This window comes from Streptosporangium nondiastaticum, from assembly GCF_003011965.1.
Lineage (GTDB): Bacteria > Actinomycetota > Actinomycetes > Streptomycetales > Streptomycetaceae > Streptomyces > Streptomyces nondiastaticus.
This window is the reverse complement of sequence record NZ_PXWG01000009.1, coordinates 39,673-55,562: the sequence shown is the minus strand read 5'-3', so window position 1 is coordinate 55,562 and position 15,890 is coordinate 39,673. Positions and strand designations below refer to the sequence as shown.

The 15,890-nt window shown below is 72.8% G+C and carries 10 protein-coding genes; 6 read left to right on the top strand and 4 right to left on the bottom strand.

The annotated features are described in order from the left end of the window. Nucleotides 1-13: 13 nt before the first annotated feature. From B7P34_RS06560 to B7P34_RS06550, 3 genes are all read right to left on the bottom strand, one after another. Nucleotides 14-931, bottom strand: coding sequence for a hypothetical protein (locus B7P34_RS06560; protein WP_106674846.1), 918 nt, complete (start codon nt 929-931; stop codon nt 14-16). Between the two features lie 182 nt (nt 932-1,113). Next, on the bottom strand, nt 1,114-2,226 hold the full coding sequence (locus B7P34_RS06555; RefSeq protein WP_223267567.1) for a metallophosphoesterase: 1,113 nt from the start codon (nt 2,224-2,226) through the stop codon (nt 1,114-1,116). Nucleotides 2,227-2,577: 351 nt separating this feature from the next. Further along, a complete protein-coding gene (locus B7P34_RS06550; RefSeq protein ID WP_286157451.1) occupies nt 2,578-3,603 on the bottom strand; it encodes a LacI family DNA-binding transcriptional regulator in 1,026 nt (341 codons plus the stop codon). A gap of 526 nt (nt 3,604-4,129) precedes the next feature. Between B7P34_RS06550 and hisC the strand changes: the two genes are divergently transcribed. The 6 genes from hisC to B7P34_RS06520 all read left to right on the top strand — a co-directional run bounded on the left by hisC (nt 4,130) and on the right by B7P34_RS06520 (nt 14,905). Then, a complete protein-coding gene (hisC, locus tag B7P34_RS06545; protein WP_435693951.1) occupies nt 4,130-5,236 on the top strand; it encodes a histidinol-phosphate transaminase in 1,107 nt (368 codons plus the stop codon). A gap of 312 nt (nt 5,237-5,548) precedes the next feature. Further along, nucleotides 5,549-7,126 carry a cytochrome ubiquinol oxidase subunit I gene (locus B7P34_RS06540; protein WP_106674842.1) on the top strand — a complete coding sequence of 526 codons (1,578 nt, stop codon included), beginning with the start codon at nt 5,549-5,551 and terminating at the stop codon, nt 7,124-7,126. Between the two features lie 69 nt (nt 7,127-7,195). Next, entirely contained in the window at nt 7,196-8,203 is a 1,008-nt protein-coding gene (gene cydB / locus B7P34_RS06535; RefSeq protein ID WP_106674841.1) for a cytochrome d ubiquinol oxidase subunit II, read from the top strand. Between the two features lie 43 nt (nt 8,204-8,246). Continuing rightward, entirely contained in the window at nt 8,247-11,903 is a 3,657-nt protein-coding gene (cydD, locus tag B7P34_RS06530; RefSeq protein WP_106674840.1) for a thiol reductant ABC exporter subunit CydD, read from the top strand. Nucleotides 11,904-11,913: 10 nt separating this feature from the next. Beyond that, nucleotides 11,914-13,686 (top strand): GAF domain-containing sensor histidine kinase, encoded by a 1,773-nt coding sequence (locus B7P34_RS06525; protein ID WP_223267566.1) that lies wholly within the window; start codon nt 11,914-11,916, stop codon nt 13,684-13,686. Between the two features lie 88 nt (nt 13,687-13,774). Further along, on the top strand, nt 13,775-14,905 hold the full coding sequence (locus B7P34_RS06520) for a M23 family metallopeptidase (RefSeq protein WP_106674838.1): 1,131 nt from the start codon (nt 13,775-13,777) through the stop codon (nt 14,903-14,905). Nucleotides 14,906-14,934: 29 nt separating this feature from the next. Here the strand turns inward: B7P34_RS06520 and B7P34_RS06515 are convergent, their stop codons facing one another. Then, complete coding sequence (locus B7P34_RS06515; protein WP_223267565.1) at nt 14,935-15,816, bottom strand: Cof-type HAD-IIB family hydrolase; 882 nt, start codon at nt 15,814-15,816, stop codon at nt 14,935-14,937. Between the last annotated feature and the right edge of the window lie 74 nt (nt 15,817-15,890).

Here is a 15,890-nt window from a genome sequence, read left to right as displayed (position 1 = left end):
ACCGCCCGGACCCTCACTCCGGGTGGTGGTCCGGGCCGCCGTAGTCGGGGCTGGTGAAGTCGGGGCTCGTGTAGCCGGCCCGGCGGCCGGCGGACGAATCGCCGTCGGGGCTGGTGAAGCCGGGCCGGGAGTACCCCAGCTGCGGCGTACGGCCGTTGCCCTCCCGGCGTCCGGGGACGAACGAGGCGGACGGATCGTGGCCGGCACCCGGGCGGGGGCCCGGGCCCTCAGGAGCATGGGCCAGGGCATCGCGGACAAAGGGCAGCAGCCCGCGGTGGATCAGGGCCTGCCGCCACGCCTCTCTGGCACGGTCGGCATCCTCCTGGACGTGCACCCCTCGCGCATCACTCCCCTCGGAGGAACCGTTGCGCACCGCCGTGAGGACGATGCCGACCATGGCGATGAACACGCCGGCGGCCGTGAGCCCGGCGAACCACCAGCCCACACTGATCATCGGGTCCGCGACGGCGGTGTCCGATCCGATGGACCGCAGGACGTAGCCGATGGCCAGGAAGATCAGTGCGGCGATCCCGGCGAGGACCGGCGCCAGCACGGCGAGCACCGCTCCGGCGCCCGCGCCCGAGGACTCCTCCGGATCGTCGTCCGGTGCGGCGGGGGCGGCCGCACCGGAGGGAGCGCTTTCATCATCCGGAGCGCCCCCGGCGCCTACGGTTTGGGGGCGTGCCGTGGCGGAGAGCGCGCGCAGTGCGTCGCGCGCCCTTACGTAGTTCTGGTATTCGACCGCCGCGCAAGCCGTGATGGCGGACATGGAGCCGAGCGCCATCTCGCGCAGCTGTTCTGTATTGAGCCGCTGTCCTATCGCAGCGGCAAGTTCCGGGTCATGGTTCGCGGTACGCAGCGCCTGGTCGAGAACCCGCTCGAATTCCGGGCGGTCCTCGGCCAGCAGATGCGGAGCGCTGTTCATGTGCATCCCCCGATGCTCCGTAGGGCCGTGTAGCCGGCTTACACCGGGCAGTGGGCGGAAACGGAGGAGAGCCTGCTACGGATAAGCCGATGGTAGAGCCGTACCGGCGCGGGGTGACAGCGTGTTTCCCGAATTACCCCCGCGGCGGTGGAACTCCCTACCTGCCCCTCCGCCTGCCCGCTGAACCCTCAGTCAGCCAGCGGAAGTTGCACGACCAGCAGTTTTCCGGCCATCGTGACGCCGCCGTCCATGGCGAGGGCGAGCCCGTCCGCGTACAGGTGCGGGCCGCTCACCAGCGGCGCTCCGTCGTCCTCGGCGTCCGCGTCCTCCGTGCCGACCTCTCCCAGGAGGTAGGGGATGGGGCTGTGGCCGTGCACGATCCGGCCACCGCCGTAGGTGTCCAGCAGCTCGCGCACGGCCATCGGGCCGGCCGCCTCGTCACGGAAGGCGAAGCGCTTGGTGAACTTCCGGAAGAGGTCCCAGACCTCGTCCGGGTCGTTGCGCTGCAGGGCCTCGGTGATCGCGTCGTTGACGTCCTCGATGGAGTCGCCGAACTCCAGGTAGGCGGTGGTGTCGGAGTGCACCAGCAGGTGCCCGTCCTCCTTCGCCATGGCGTCGAGCCGCGACATCCACTGCAGGTGGTGGTCCTCCAGGCGCTCCATGTCGGAGCGCTGGCCGCCGTTGAGCAGCCAGGCGGCCTGGAAGGAGGCCGTACCGGCGCCGGAGTTGACCGGCGTGTCGGCGAACCGCTTCGCGCCGATGATCAGCAGCTCGTGGTTGCCCATGAGGGCCTTGCAGTAGCCGCCGGCGGCCGCGGCCTCGGCCGACAGGCGCATGACGAGGTCGATCACGCCGACGCCGTCGGGGCCGCGGTCGGTGAAGTCGCCGAGGAACCACAGGCGGGCGTTGCCGGCCGCCCAGTGCCCGGTCTCGTCGATCAGCCCCTCGGCCTGGAGGGCCTCGTAGAGCTCGTCCAGATAGCCGTGGACGTCGCCCACGACGTAGAGCGGGCCCAGGGCGGGGTGCTGCGGGGCCGGCGGGTGCGGGTCGGCGAGCGGGGTCAGCTCGACCGTCGGGACGTCCTGGGGGAGCGTCCGGCGGGCGCTATGGCCGATCACCGGCAGGTCGCGCGCGGTCGGGGTGTAGCCGTCGGGAGCGTCCATGGGCGGCTGCACGGGGGGCGCGGACTGGGCGTACGGCGACACGGGGCCGGAGGCCGCGGGAGGCGCCGCGTAGCCGGGGAAGGGCGGGATGCCCGCCGTGTGCCGTGCCGCGGGTCCTTGACCGGCCCCCTGAGTCATCGACCCCTCCACCATTGCGCCGCCGTGCACCTTGTGGACCTTGCCTGGTCGACGGCGGTCCGTGGTGTCGTGCGCCCATCATAGGAATGACCGTCGCGGCTTGTGACGCACCAGGGGCCGCGAATCGGGGCAGGAGAGTGCGCACGACGGGTTTTTCTCCCCAATTGAGCCATTCGCCCGGGGGCTGTGCGCCCCCCGAGCGCCCTCCCGGCGGCCGGTTGAAGGCGGTGGAGGCGGCGAACGGCGCGTTGACCGCCCGGGAGCGGGCACCGCACGCCCGCCCGGCGGACCCCGTCGTGTCGTGCCGGCCGCCGCGGCACCGGGATCTCCGGTGCCGCGACGCGCCGGGGATCAGCCGGAGGGGCCGCGCGGCGCGCTGACCGTGGTGCGTGGCGGGCGGCGCTGCGAGGAGGTCCGGACGATCAGCTCGGTCGGTATCACCTGCTCGACCGGCCGGCCGCTGTCCAGCCCCTCGATGGCGTCGATGAGGAGCTGGACGACCGCGGTGCCGATGCGCCGCGGCTTGAGGGAGAGCGTGGTGATGGGCGGCTCGGTGGTGGCGTAGACCGTGGACTCGCTGCAGCAGACGAGCAGCAGGTCGTCCGGGACGCGCAGCCCGTAGCGGCGGGCGGCGGCCAGCAGGTCGGTGCCGTTGGGGTCGAAGAGGCCGTAGACGGCGTCGGGGCGGTCGGGGCGGGCGAGCAGCCGGTCGGCGGCGACGGCGCCGGCGCAGGGGTCGTGGGCGGGGTACTTCTCGTAGACCGGATCCTGGCCGACCCGCTCGCACCAGTGCAGGTAGGCGTGGGTGGACAGACGGGTGTACGTGTCGGTGCTGGTGCCGGTCAGCAGGCCGATCCGGCGGGCGCCGGCGGCGGCGAGGTGGTCGAGGATGCCCAGGACGGCGGCCTCGTGGTCGTTGTCCACCCAGGCGGTGACGGGCAGCGTGCCGGCGGGGCGCCCGTCCGAGACGACGGGGATGCCCTGGCGGACGAGGTCGGAGACCACGGGGTCGTGGTCGGAGGGGTCGATGACGACGGTGCCGTCGAGCGCCACGTTGGACCAGACGTCGTGGCGTGAGGTGGCCGGGAGGATGACCAGGGCGTAGCCGCGGGCCAGCGCGGCGGAGGTGGCGGCTCGCGCCATCTCGGCGAAGTAGGCGAACTCGGTGAAGGTGAAAGGTTCATCCCCGTACGTGGTCACGGTCAGGCCGATGAGCCCCGACTTGCCCGTACGGAGGGTGCGGGCCGCGGCGGACGGGCGATAGCCCAGCCGGTCGGCGACCTCGCGGACATGGCGGCGGGTCGCGTCCGGTAGCCGGCCCTTGCCGTTGAGCGCGTCGGAGACGGTCGTGATCGAAACCCCGGCGGCGGCGGCCACGTCGCGGATGCCCGCGCGTCCATGCCGGCTGCCCCTGCGGGATGGTTCCGCCCGGCTCACCTGATGCTTCCCTGCTGCTGTCATGGCGAGCCGATAGTAGGGCTCGGGTGGTCCGTTGGCAGGGCGGCATATTTGACTGTTGACAGAGACGTTTCTGCAAGAGGAATTACCTTCAATGACCATGGAAACGCAGCCAGTTGTGGGTGCCGGCGGTAGGCCGTTGGCCTGTGGCATATCCGCACCTGGTGAATGGTCCAGGTCTCGAAGAGGTCTCAACTCACCTTCATGGGGGATGCGCGCCACGGCGCCCGCCACCGGCGTGCGGCTTTTCCGGAAGCGCCCCCCCTGCTTCCGCGGGAGACTTCCGACTGCTTCCGCGGGAGGCTTCCGGCTGGTTCCCCGGGGGAGCTTCCGGCGCGGGTGTGATCCACGGCTTCGGTGAGCGGGCGGCGGGAAGCCGGGTGGGCGGGCTCACTCCCGTCTCTGGACGCGGCCCGGGTTAATCCTCTTAAGGTGTGCAGTATTCATGTCCGCTATTCGTGGAGGACCTGCGGTGACCGAGAAGACCCCGAAGCTGCGTGCCGCGCTGGACGACGTGCCCACCTACAAGCCGGGCAAGCCCGCCGCCGCCGACGGCCCGGTCGCGTTCAAGCTGTCCTCCAACGAGAACCCGTATCCGCCGCTGCCGGGCGTGCTGGAGCAGGCCGTCGCCGCGGCCGGCTCGCTCAACCGCTACCCCGACATGGCGTGCGCCGGGCTGATGGCCGAGCTGGCCGAGCGCTTCTCCGTGCCCCTGACGCACCTCGCCACCGGCACCGGCTCGGTGGGCGTGGCCCAGCAGCTGGTGCAGGCCACGGCCGGCCCCGGCGACGAGGTGATCTACGCCTGGCGGTCCTTCGAGGCGTACCCGATCATCACCCAGGTCTCCGGGGCCACGCCGGTGCAGGTCCCGCTGACCGGTGACGAGGTCCACGACCTGGAGGCGATGCTGGCGGCGATCACCGACCGGACCCGGCTGATCTTCGTCTGCAACCCCAACAACCCCACGGGCACCGTGGTGCACCGGGCCGAGCTGGAGTCCTTCCTGGACCGGGTGCCCTCCGGCATCCTGGTGGTGCTCGACGAGGCGTACATCGAGTTCGTGCGCGACCCGGAGTTCCCCAACGGCCTGGAGCTCTACCGCGACCGGCCCAACGTCTGCGTGCTGCGCACCTTCTCCAAGGCGTACGGCCTCGCGGGGCTCCGGGTGGGCTTCGCCGTGGCGCACGAGCCGGTGGCCGCGGCGCTCCGCAAGACGGCCGTGCCGTTCGGCGTGAGCCAGATCGCGCAGGAGGCGGCGGTCGCCTCGCTGCGCAGCGAGGACGCCCTGCGCGAGCGGGTCGACGCGCTGGTGGCGGAGCGGGCGCGGGTCGTCGAGGGGCTGACGGGCCAGGGCTGGACGCCGGCGGTGACCCAGGCGAACTTCGTGTGGCTGCGGCTGGGCGAGCGGACGCTCGACTTCGCGGGGGCGTGCGAGCGGGCCGGTGTGATCGTGCGGCCGTTCGCGGGCGAAGGCGTACGGGTGACCATCGGTGAGACCGAGGCGAACGACATCTTCCTGCGGGTGGCGGAGGAGTTCCGCAAGGAGCTCTGACCGGCGGCCGGCCCGGCGGCCGGCAGGCAATTGCGCGTCGAACGCCGCATGTCCCTGACGGGGACGTGCGGCGTTCGTGCGTCAGGGCGGGGCGGGGCGGGGTGCAGGCGCGGCCGGGGGACCGGGGGCCGGGCCGCACTAGGGCCGAAGGGGGTACCCCCCTGAGTTGTCCGAAAAGCTGGTGCGCCATAATGCTTGTGAATGTGAACGCGTTCACAAGCGCGCCCTATTGCCCTGCTTTACCTGGGGCATACAGGTGCATAACGCCGGGGACCTGTGTTGCCGGCGATGCGAGAGGCAAGGAGAGACCGAGTGAATCTGGCTTTGGCTCCTGAGACGCTGGCCCGCTGGCAGTTCGGCATCACGACCGTCTACCACTTTCTCTTCGTCCCGCTCACGATCAGCCTCGCCGCGATCACCGCCGGGCTGGAGACCGCCTGGGTCCGCACGGGCAAGGACAAGTACTTCCACGCGACGAAGTTCTGGGGAAAGCTCTTCCTGATCAACATCGCGATGGGTGTGGTCACCGGCATCGTGCAGGAGTTCCAGTTCGGCATGAACTGGTCGGACTACTCACGCTTCGTCGGTGACGTCTTCGGCGCCCCGCTCGCGATGGAGGCCCTGCTGGCCTTCTTCTTCGAGTCGACCTTCATCGGCCTGTGGATCTTCGGCTGGGACAAGCTGCCGAAGAAGATCCACTGTGCGTGCATCTGGATCGTCGCCGTCGGCACGCTGCTGTCCTCGTACTTCATCCTGGCCGCGAACTCCTGGATGCAGCACCCCATCGGCTACGCCGTCGACAAGGCGACCGGCAAGGCGCACCTGACGGACATCTGGGCCGTGCTCACCCAGAACACCACCCTCGTCGTCGTCTTCCACACCCTCACCGCGGCCTTCCTCACCGGCGGCGCCTTCATCGTCGGCATCGCCTCCTTCCACCTGTGGCGCGCCAAGCGCAAGCAGCTGCGCGGCGAGGAGCTCGGCGAGAAGCAGCGCAACCAGGTCGGCGCGATGCGGGCCTCGCTGCGCACCGGCCTCGTCGTCGCGGTGATCGCCGGTCTGGGCACCGCGGTCAGCGGCGACGAGCTCGGCAAGGTGATGTTCGAGCAGCAGCCGATGAAGATGGCCGCTGCCGAGGCCCTGTGGGAGACCAAGGCACCGGCGCCGTTCTCGGTCTTCGCGGTCGGCGACGTCTCCAAGGGCCACAACAGCGTCGAGATAGAGATCCCGGGCCTGCTCTCCTTCCTCGCCCACAACAACTTCTCCGAGGCCGTCCCCGGCATCAACGACATCGCCGCCCGCGAGGCCGCCCAGTACGGCGGCAAGCCGGAGGACTACATCCCCAGCATCTTCATGACCTTCTGGGGCTTCCGGCTCATGATCGGCTTCGGGATGACCTCCTTCGTCGCCGCGCTGATCGGGCTGTGGACCACGCGCAAGAAGTTCTGGCTCGCGCCCGAGTACCGCACGGGCGAGAACGAGGTCCCGCGGCTGATGCTGACCAAGAACCGCGAGATGAGCCCGTTCTTCACCACCTGGTCGTGGCGGATCGGCATCCTCACCATGGGCTTCCCGCTGATCGCCAACTCCTTCGGATGGATCTTCACCGAGATGGGCCGCCAGCCCTGGGGTGTCTACGGCCTGATGAAGACCGCCGACGCGGTGTCGCCCGGCGTCAGCCAGGCCGAGGTGCTCACCTCCATGGGTGTCTTCACCCTGCTGTACGGGGTGCTGGCCGTGGTCGAGGTCAAGCTGCTCGTGAAGTACGGCAAGGCCGGACCGGACACCGACGAGAAGCCGCCCGCGAAGGACCCCCGGCTGCGGCTGCCCTCCGGCGGCGCGGCCGAGCACCCCGAGGACGCCGACAAGCCGATGACCTTCGCCTACTGACGCGCCGACCGACGATTTCGTCCGACGCCCTCGTCTGCCGACGCGGCGGAACGGAACGGAGAACCGACCATGCACCTCCACGACTTCTGGTTCCTGCTGATCGCCGTCCTGTGGACCGGCTACTTCTTCCTCGAAGGGTTCGACTTCGGCATAGGCGTGCTGACCAAGCTGCTGGCCCGCGACCGCACCGAGCGCCGGGTGCTGATCAACACGATCGGCCCCGTCTGGGACGGCAACGAGGTCTGGCTGATCACGGCGGCCGGCGCGACCTTCGCGGCGTTCCCCGACTGGTACGCGACCCTGTTCAGCGGCTTCTACCTGCCCCTCCTGGCCATCCTGGTCTGCCTGATCGTGCGCGGCGTCGCCTTCGAGTACCGCCACAAGCGCAGCGGTGAGCGCTGGCAGCGCAACTGGGAGCACGCGATCTTCTGGTGCTCGCTCCTGCCGGCCTTCCTGTGGGGCGTCGTCTTCGCGAACATCGTGCGCGGGGTGCCGATCGGGCCGGACAAGAACTTCACCGGGACCCTCGCCGACCTCTTCGGCCCGTACGCGCTCCTGGGCGGCCTCCTGACCCTCGTGCTGTTCACCTTCCACGGCGCGGTCTTCGCCGCGCTGAAGACGGTGGGCGACATCCGCGACCGGGCCCGCTCCAGGGCCACCGTGCTGGGGATGACCTCGGGCGTCCTCGCCGTGGCCTTCCTCGGCTGGACGCAGATCGAGTCCGGCAACGGACGCAGCCTGCCCGCCCTGATCGTCTCCCTGGCGGCGCTGGCAGCCGCGCTGGTCATGAACCACTACGGGCGCGAGGGCTGGGCCTTCGCGTGCTCCGGCGTGGCGGTCGCCGCGGCCTTCGCGCTGGTCTTCCTCGCGCTCTTCCCGGACGTCATGCCCTCCTCGGCCAACCCGGCCTGGAGCCTGACCGCCGCAAGCGCGGCCTCCAGCCCGTACACGCTGAAGATCATGACCTGGGTCGCGGTGCCCATGACGCCCCTGATCATCGGCTACCAGGCGTGGACGTACTGGGTCTTCCGCAAGCGGATCGGCACGCAGCACATTCCGGCACCCGCCGCCCACTAGGGCGCACGGACCCCCAGCGACGACGGACGGAGGACAGGCAGCCATGAAGCCCGTCGACCCCCGACTGCTCAGGTACGCCACGGCGACCCGCCTCTTCCTGGCCGCCTCCGTCGCGCTGGGGCTGGCGGGCGCCGGCCTCGTCATCGCCCAGGCGATGCTCGTCGCGGAGATCGTCACCGGCGCCTTCCGGCACGGGCGGTCCGCCGGGGACCTGGGCACGGCCCTCGCGCTGCTGGCCGCCGTGGCCGCCGGCCGCGCCGCCGTGTCCTGGCTCACCGAACTCGCCGCGCACCGCGCGAGCGCGGCGGTCAAGTCCGAGCTGCGCGACCGCCTGCTGACCCGCGCCACCCGGCTCGGCCCCGCCTGGCTGGACGCGCGCCGGACCGGCGAGCTCACCACGCTCGCCACCCGCGGCGTCGACGCGCTCGACGACTACTTCGCCCGTTACCTGCCCCAGCTGGGCCTCGCGGTCGTCGTCCCCGTCGCCGTCCTCGCCCGTATCGTCTCCGCGGACTGGGTCTCCGCGCTGATCATCGTCCTCACGCTGCCGCTCATCCCCCTCTTCATGGTCCTCATCGGCTGGGCCACCCAGTCGCGGATGGACCGCCAATGGCGGCTGCTGTCACGGCTGTCCGGGCACTTCCTCGACGTCGTCGCCGGGCTGCCCACGCTCAAGGTCTTCGGCCGGGCCAAGGCGCAGGCCGAGTCGATCCGGGCGATCACCGCCGACTACCGGCGGGCCACGCTGCGGACCCTGCGCATCGCCTTCCTCTCCTCCTTCGCCCTCGAACTCCTCGCGACCGTGTCGGTGGCCCTCGTCGCCGTCGGCATCGGCATGCGGCTCGTGCACGGTGAACTCGACCTGTACACCGGGCTGATGGTGCTGGTGCTCGCGCCCGAGGCGTATCTGCCGCTGAGGCAGGTGGGCGCGCAGTACCACGCGGCGGCCGAGGGCCTGGCGGCCGCCGACGAGGTCTTCGCCGTCCTGGAGACCGAGCCGGCCCCGGCGGGGACCGCTCCGGCCCCCGACGCCCGGCGCGCCGGTGTGACCGTCGACCGGCTGGTGGTGCGCCACGCGGGCCGCTCCGAACCCGCCCTGCCCGAGACGTCGTTCGAGGTCCGGGCCGGGGAGACGGTCGCGCTCGTGGGCCCCAGCGGCTGCGGCAAGACCACCCTGCTGAACGTGCTCCTCGGCTTCGCCCGCCCGGCCGCCGGCCGGGTGCTCGTGGGCGGTACGGACCTGGCATCGCTCTCCCCCGAAAGCTGGCGGGACCAGGTGGCCTGGGTCCCGCAACGACCCCGTCTCTTCGCCGGGACGGTCGCCGAGAACGTACGGCTGGCGCGGCCCGGCGCCACGGACGCACAGGTGCGCGACGCACTGCGCGCTGCCGGTGCGCTCGACTTCGTGTCCATGCTGCACCACGGCACTGACACCCGGCTCGGCGAGAACGGAGCCGGGCTCTCCGCCGGGCAGCGCCAACGCCTCGCGCTGGCAAGGGCGTTCCTTGCCGACCGGCCGGTCCTGCTGCTCGACGAGCCGACGGCGAACCTGGACGGCGAGACCGAGGCCTCGGTCGTCGAAGCGATCCGGAGGCTCGCCGCCGGCCGCACCGTGATCATGGTCGTGCACCGGCCGGCGCTGCTCGCCGTGGCCGACCGGACGGTACGGGTGGCCGGGCCGATCCCGGGTCCGGCCTCCGGCCCCGCCCCCGGCCCGGACGCGGTGCCGGCGCAGCGGGCCGGCGAGCCGGAACCGCATGCGGCTCCGCAGCAGGCTGCCGATGCCCGAGGCGGCGCCCCGGAGCCGAAGGGCCCGGGCGGGCAGGAGCCGGAGAGCCAGGGCCCGGGCGGGCCGCGCCCGGCACCGGGGGCCTCGGAGACGGCCGCCGGCGAGCGGGCCGGAGTCCTGAGCGGTCGGCGGACTCCCGGCGTCCTGCGGCGCGTGCGCGCCGCCGGGCGCCCCCTGCGGGCGCGGTTCGCCCTGGCACTGCTGCTGGGCGCTCTCGCCCTCGGCAGCGCCGTGGGGCTGATGGCCGTGTCCGGCTGGCTCATCTCGCGCGCCTCGCAGCAGCCGCCCGTGCTCTATCTGATGGTCGCCGTCACCGCGACCCGCACGTTCGGCATCGGGCGCGCCGTCTTCCGCTACGCCGAGCGCCTGGTCTCCCACGACGCCGTCCTGCGGGCCCTGGCCGGCCTGCGCGTCGGGGTGTACCGACGGCTGGAGCGCCTGGCGCCCGCCGGGCTGCGCGACACCCACCGGGGCGACCTGCTGTCCCGGCTCGTGGCGGACGTGGACGCCCTGCAGGACTACTTCCTGCGCTGGCTGCTGCCGGTCGGTTCGGCCGTCCTCGTGAGCGGCGCGGCCGTCGGCTTCACGGCCTGGCTGCTCCCGGAGGCCGGCCTCGTGCTCGCCCTCGGGCTGCTGGTCGCGGGCGTGGCCGTGCCGCTGCTGTCCGGGGCGGTCGCCCGGCGAGCTGAGCGGCAGTCCGCGCCCGCCCGCGGCGAGTTGTCCGTCCAGGTGGTCGATGTCCTCGCCGGCACGGACGAGTTGACCGTGGCCGGCGCCCTGCCGGAGCGGCTGGCCGGACTGCGTGCGGCCGACGGCCGGCTCACCCGTATCGCCCGGCGCGCCGCGGCGGCCACGGCGCTCGGCTCGGGCCTCTCCGTCCTCGCGTGCGGTCTGACGGTGGCTGCTGCCGCCTGGACGGGAGTGACGGCTGTGTCCACAGGCCGCCTGGACGGCCTGTGGCTGGCCGTGGTGGTGCTGACCCCGCTGGCTGCGTTCGAGGCGGTGGCCGGTCTCCCGCTCGCGGTGCAGTACCGGCAGCGCGTACGGCGCTCCGCGGAGCGCGTGTACGAGGTGCTGGACGCGCCTCCGCCCGTACGGGAGGGGACGGCCGACGCGCCCGGAACACCCTTCCCGCTGCGGCTGACCGGCCTGACGGCGCGCTACCCGGGGCAGCCCGCACCCGCCCTGGAGGAGTTCGGCCTGGAGCTCGGAGCGGGCCGCAGGGTGGCCGTGGTGGGCCGGTCCGGAGCCGGTAAGACGACGCTCGCGCAGGTGCTGCTGCGCTTCCTGGACGCGGAGTCCGGCGCGTACACCCTGGCCGGCAAGGACACGGCGCCCATGGCGGGCGAAGCGGTGCGCGGGCTGGTGGGGCTGTGCGCCCAGGACGCGCACATCTTCGACAGCTCCCTGCGCGAGAACCTGCGCCTTGCCCGCCTGGACGCGAGTGAGGCCGATCTGCGCGAAGCCCTGCGGTCGGCGCGTCTCCTGGAGTGGGTCGACGGCCTTCCGCAGGGGCTCGACACGCTCGTGGGGGAGCACGGGGCGCGTCTGTCCGGCGGGCAGCGGCAGCGGCTCGCGCTCGCCCGCGCGCTGCTCGCGGACTTCCCCGTGCTGGTGCTCGACGAGCCGGCCGAGCACCTCGACCTGCCGACCGCGGACGCGCTGACCGCGGACCTGCTGGCGGCCACGGAGGGCCGCACGACCGTGCTCATCACGCACCGGCTGACGGGTCTGGAGGCCGTCGACGAGGTGATCGTGCTGGAGCGGGGCCGGACGGTCCAGCGAGGCCCGTACGGGGCGCTGGCGGGCGCGGAGGGGCCGTTCCGCCGGATGCTGGAGCGCGAGGCCGAGGCGGAGACCGGGGCGGACACCCGCCCGCAAGCGCTTTCCCTGACAAATGGGGCTTACTAGGCTCTTGGGTATGGCAGCCACGGCAGACGCCCCCCGCCCGCGGGACGCCGCCGGCCCCGGACGGGCCGGCGCGCCCGGACGCGGGCCGGGCCCGATGGACCCCCTGGCCATCGCCACGGAGGCCACCCGCAGCCTCCAGGGCATGTCCACGGAGCTCACCGCGCGCATCCCGCAGCTGCTGGAGGCCATGCGCTCGGTCGGCACGGGCCTGGAGCTGCACAGCACCCTCGACCGGATCACACGGATCGCGGCCGAGCTCACCGACGCCCGCTACGCGGCCATCGGCATCATCGACTCCACCGGTAAGGGCCTGGCCGACTTCATCACGTACGGCGTGACGAAGGAGCAGCACGAGCGCATCGGCGCGCTCCCCGACGGCCACCACGGGCTGCTCGGGGCGCTCATCCACCAGCCCGCGCCCGTGATGCTCACCGACCTCTCGTCGGACCCGCGCTCGGCCGGCTTCCCGCCGGAACACCCGCCCATGCGCACCTTCCTGGGCGTGCCCATCCGTGTGGGCGCCGAGATCTTCGGCAACCTCTACCTCACCGAGAAGCGGGACGGCCGCGAGTTCAGCCTCGCCGACCTGAACATGGTGAAGATCCTGGCGACGGAGGCCGGCATCGCGATCGGCAACGCGCGCGTGCACGACGAGGAGCGCCAGCGCATGCGCTGGATCGACGGTTCGGTGGCCGTCACGACGGCCCTGCTGTCGCGCGGTGACGCCGAGGACGCCCTGTCGGTCGTCGCCGAGCAGGCGCGCCGCCTCGCGGACTCGGCCGCGGGCATCGTGCTGCTGCCGGACGGCGACGGCGGGCTGGAGATGGTGGCCGTCTCCGCCGACGACCCGTCCGGCCTGCTGGGGACGGTGATACCGCCGCACAGCCCGGTGGTCTCGCACCTGCTCGCCGGCGAACCCGTCTTCATCGACGACTCGGCCACCGACCCCCGCATGATCACGGAGGTGGCGCCCCGCTTCGGCCCGAGCATGCTGCTGCCGCTCAAGAGCGGCGACCGGGTGCTGGGGACGCTCGCGACGCCGCGGGCGCGCGGGGCCCGCAGGTTCACGCCGGCCGAGCGCACGCTCGCCGCCCAGTTCGCCGCCCAGGCCGCCCTCGCGCTCGTCATGGCCGAGGCGCAGCGCGACCGCGAGCGGCTGGCCGTCTACGAGGACCGCGACCGGATCGCCCGCGACCTGCACGACCTGGTCATCCAGCGGCTGTTCGCCACCGGGCTGATGCTGGAGAGCGCCCAGCGCAACGCCGTCGTCCCCGACGTGAAGGTGAAGGTCGGGCAGGCCGTCGACGAGCTGGACGTGACCATCCAGGAGATCCGTACGGCCATCTTCGCGCTGCAGCAGGGGCCCGCCGAGGCGCCCGCGGGGCTCCGTACGCGCGTCCTGCGCGAGCTGGGAACGGCAGCGGTGCCGCTGGGCTTCCAGCCGTCCGCGAACTTCGTCGGCCCCGTCGACGCGAAGGTCGGGGAGCTCACCGGCAAGAACCTCATCGCGGCGCTGCGCGAGGCCCTCTCCAACGCGTTCCGGCACGCCCGCGCGTCCCGGATGGAGGTGGTCGTCGATGCCACGGTCACTCTTCCGGACGGCAGGCCGGCGGTGCGGCTGACCGTTGCGGACGACGGGGTCGGCATCCCGGAGGGCGGCCGGCGCAGCGGGCTGAGGAACCTCGCCAAGCGCGCCGAGTCGCTGGGCGGCTCCAGCTCGTACGGGCCCGGGCTCGGGGAGGACGGGGGCGGCACCCGGGTGGTGTGGGAAGCGCCTCTGTAGAGGCCCGGTCGCCCGTCCGGCCGCAGCGGGTCCACCGAACGGACCTCAGCGGGCGCGCGCGCCCTGGACCCGCGACAAGATCGCGTCCATGCGACGCCTGTGCCTACCGATACGCGGGCCGCGCCTGCTGCCGAAGGCCGGTGCTGCGGCCCTCGCCGTCCTGTGCGTGCTGTGCAGCGTGTGCGCGCTCGGATTTCCGTCACTCCGCTCCGGACCGCCGGAAGCGGTGCGCGTGCCGGACCGCGCGAGCCGGGTCACCTCCGAGGTGCTCCGGCTGACCGTGGAGGCCGAGGAGGCGCGGCACCGGTACGAGGAGGCGCAGCATGTGGCCCGGGCGCACAAGGTGCGGGCCCAGGAGATAGACCGCCGGCTGCAGGGCCGGAGGGCCGTCTCGGACACGTTGCGCGAGGATCTGGGGTCGGCCGCCCGGGCGCAGTACCGCACCGGGGGCTTCACGACCGTCCCTGCCGACGATGCAGAGGCCGACGATCCGTTCGAGCTGATGGCCCTGCAGCTGCCGGACGCGCGCCGCCGCGCCCGGCTGGCCTGGATGCTGGACGAGGACGACCGCAAGAGCCGGAGCCTGGTCGCGGAGGAGCAGGAACTGATCGCCGAACAGGTCAGTGCCGACAAGGACAGGGCCCAGCTGCAGGCGCACGTGCGGGCCGTCGAGGCCCGCCTCACGGCGGCCCGGGCGGACCTCGACACCATGGCGCAGGGAGCGGTCGAGAGCGGCCGCTGCACCCCGCTCCCGCTCGACCGCGCGGCCGCCGGCGGCGGGACGGCCAAGGACCAGGCCGTGGCGCAGGCGAACGGGCGCTGGACCCGCCCGGTGACCTCGTACCAGCTGACCGCGGGCTTCGGCGGCGTGGGCGCCAACTGGGCGAGCACGCACAGCGGCCAGGACTTCGCCGTGCCCTCCGGGACCCCTGTCCGGTCGATCGGCGCGGGGACGGTGGTCGCGACCGGCTGCGGAGGGGCGTTCGGCATCAGCCTGGTCGTGCAGCACGACGACGGCTGGTACTCGCAGTACGCGCACCTGGCGGCGATGTTCGTGACGCCCGGGCAGCAGGTGCGCGCCGGCCAGTGGATCGGGATGTCGGGGACGACCGGCAACTCCACGGGGCCGCACCTGCACTTCGAGATCCGCACCTCGCCCGAGTTCGGATCGGCGGTCGATCCGGTGCCGTGGCTGAACGCGCGCGGGGTGCGGCTGTAGGCCGCCCCCGGGCACCGGCCGGGAGAGCCCTAGCGGAGCTCTTCTGCGGCCCGGGCCTCCAGGATCCGCTCGATGACGGCGGCGACGCCGTCCTCGGTGTTGGCCGCGGTGTGGTGCGTGGTGACCGCCAGCACGTCGGGGTGTGCGTTCGCCATGGCGTACGCCGTGCCGGCCCAGCCGAGCATCTCCAGGTCGTTGGGCATGTCGCCGAACGCCACGACCTCCTCCGGGGAGATGCCGCGCTCCGCGCAGCACTGCGCCAGGGTGCTGGCCTTGCTGACCCCCGGGCCGCTGATCTCCAGCAGCGCGGTCGGGCTGGACCGGGTGAAGGAGCCGTGCTCCCCCGCCGCGGCGCGGGCGATCGTGAGGAACTCGTCCGGGCCGAGGTCGGGGTGGCTGGCCAGCAGCTTGAGGATCGGCTCGGTGTAGCCGCTGTCCTCGGCCAGCAGCTTCTCCGCCGGGGCGACGACGGCGCCCGGGTCGAGGAAGAACGGCGGGTACTCGGGCTCGTAGTGGATGCCCGTGGTGCGCTCCACGGCGAACGAGGAGCCCGGTGCGGCGGCGCGCACGGCGTGCACGACGGCGAGGGCGTCGGCGCGCTCCAGAGGGCGGACGTCGACGAAGCGGGCGCCGTCGCGCAGGTCGACGACCGCGGCGCCGTTGGCGCATATCGCCAGGCCGTGACCGTGGACGTGGTCGCTGACCACGTCCATCCAGCGGGCCGGGCGGCCGGTGACGAAGAAGACCTCGATGCCCGCCGCCTCGGCGGCGGCGAGGGCCGCCACCGTGCGCTCGGAGACCGTCTTGTCGTCCCGCAGCAGGGTGCCGTCCAGGTCGGTGGCGATCAGGCGGGGCACGGCGGCGGGCCGCCGTGCGGCGGAGGTCTCGGGCTGCTCGGTAGCTGAAGTCACGGATTCCATTGTGAGCCACCGGCATATGCGGTGCACGGGTGTGCGCAAAGTCGCGCATGCGTTCAAGCCGGGGG

Excerpts from the sequence above, each read along its gene's own strand:
- cydD (WP_106674840.1), top strand. The coding sequence starts at position 8,247 with ATGAAGCCCGTCGACCCCCGACTGCTCAGGTACGCCACGGCGACCCGC.
- B7P34_RS06555 (WP_223267567.1), bottom strand. The coding sequence starts at position 2,226 with ATGACTCAGGGGGCCGGTCAAGGACCCGCGGCACGGCACACGGCGGGC.
- B7P34_RS06560 (WP_106674846.1), bottom strand. The coding sequence starts at position 931 with ATGCACATGAACAGCGCTCCGCATCTGCTGGCCGAGGACCGCCCGGAA.
- B7P34_RS06520 (WP_106674838.1), top strand. The coding sequence starts at position 13,775 with ATGCGACGCCTGTGCCTACCGATACGCGGGCCGCGCCTGCTGCCGAAG.
- hisC (WP_435693951.1), top strand. The coding sequence starts at position 4,130 with ATGTCCGCTATTCGTGGAGGACCTGCGGTGACCGAGAAGACCCCGAAG.
- cydB (WP_106674841.1), top strand. The coding sequence starts at position 7,196 with ATGCACCTCCACGACTTCTGGTTCCTGCTGATCGCCGTCCTGTGGACC.
- B7P34_RS06525 (WP_223267566.1), top strand. The coding sequence starts at position 11,914 with ATGGCAGCCACGGCAGACGCCCCCCGCCCGCGGGACGCCGCCGGCCCC.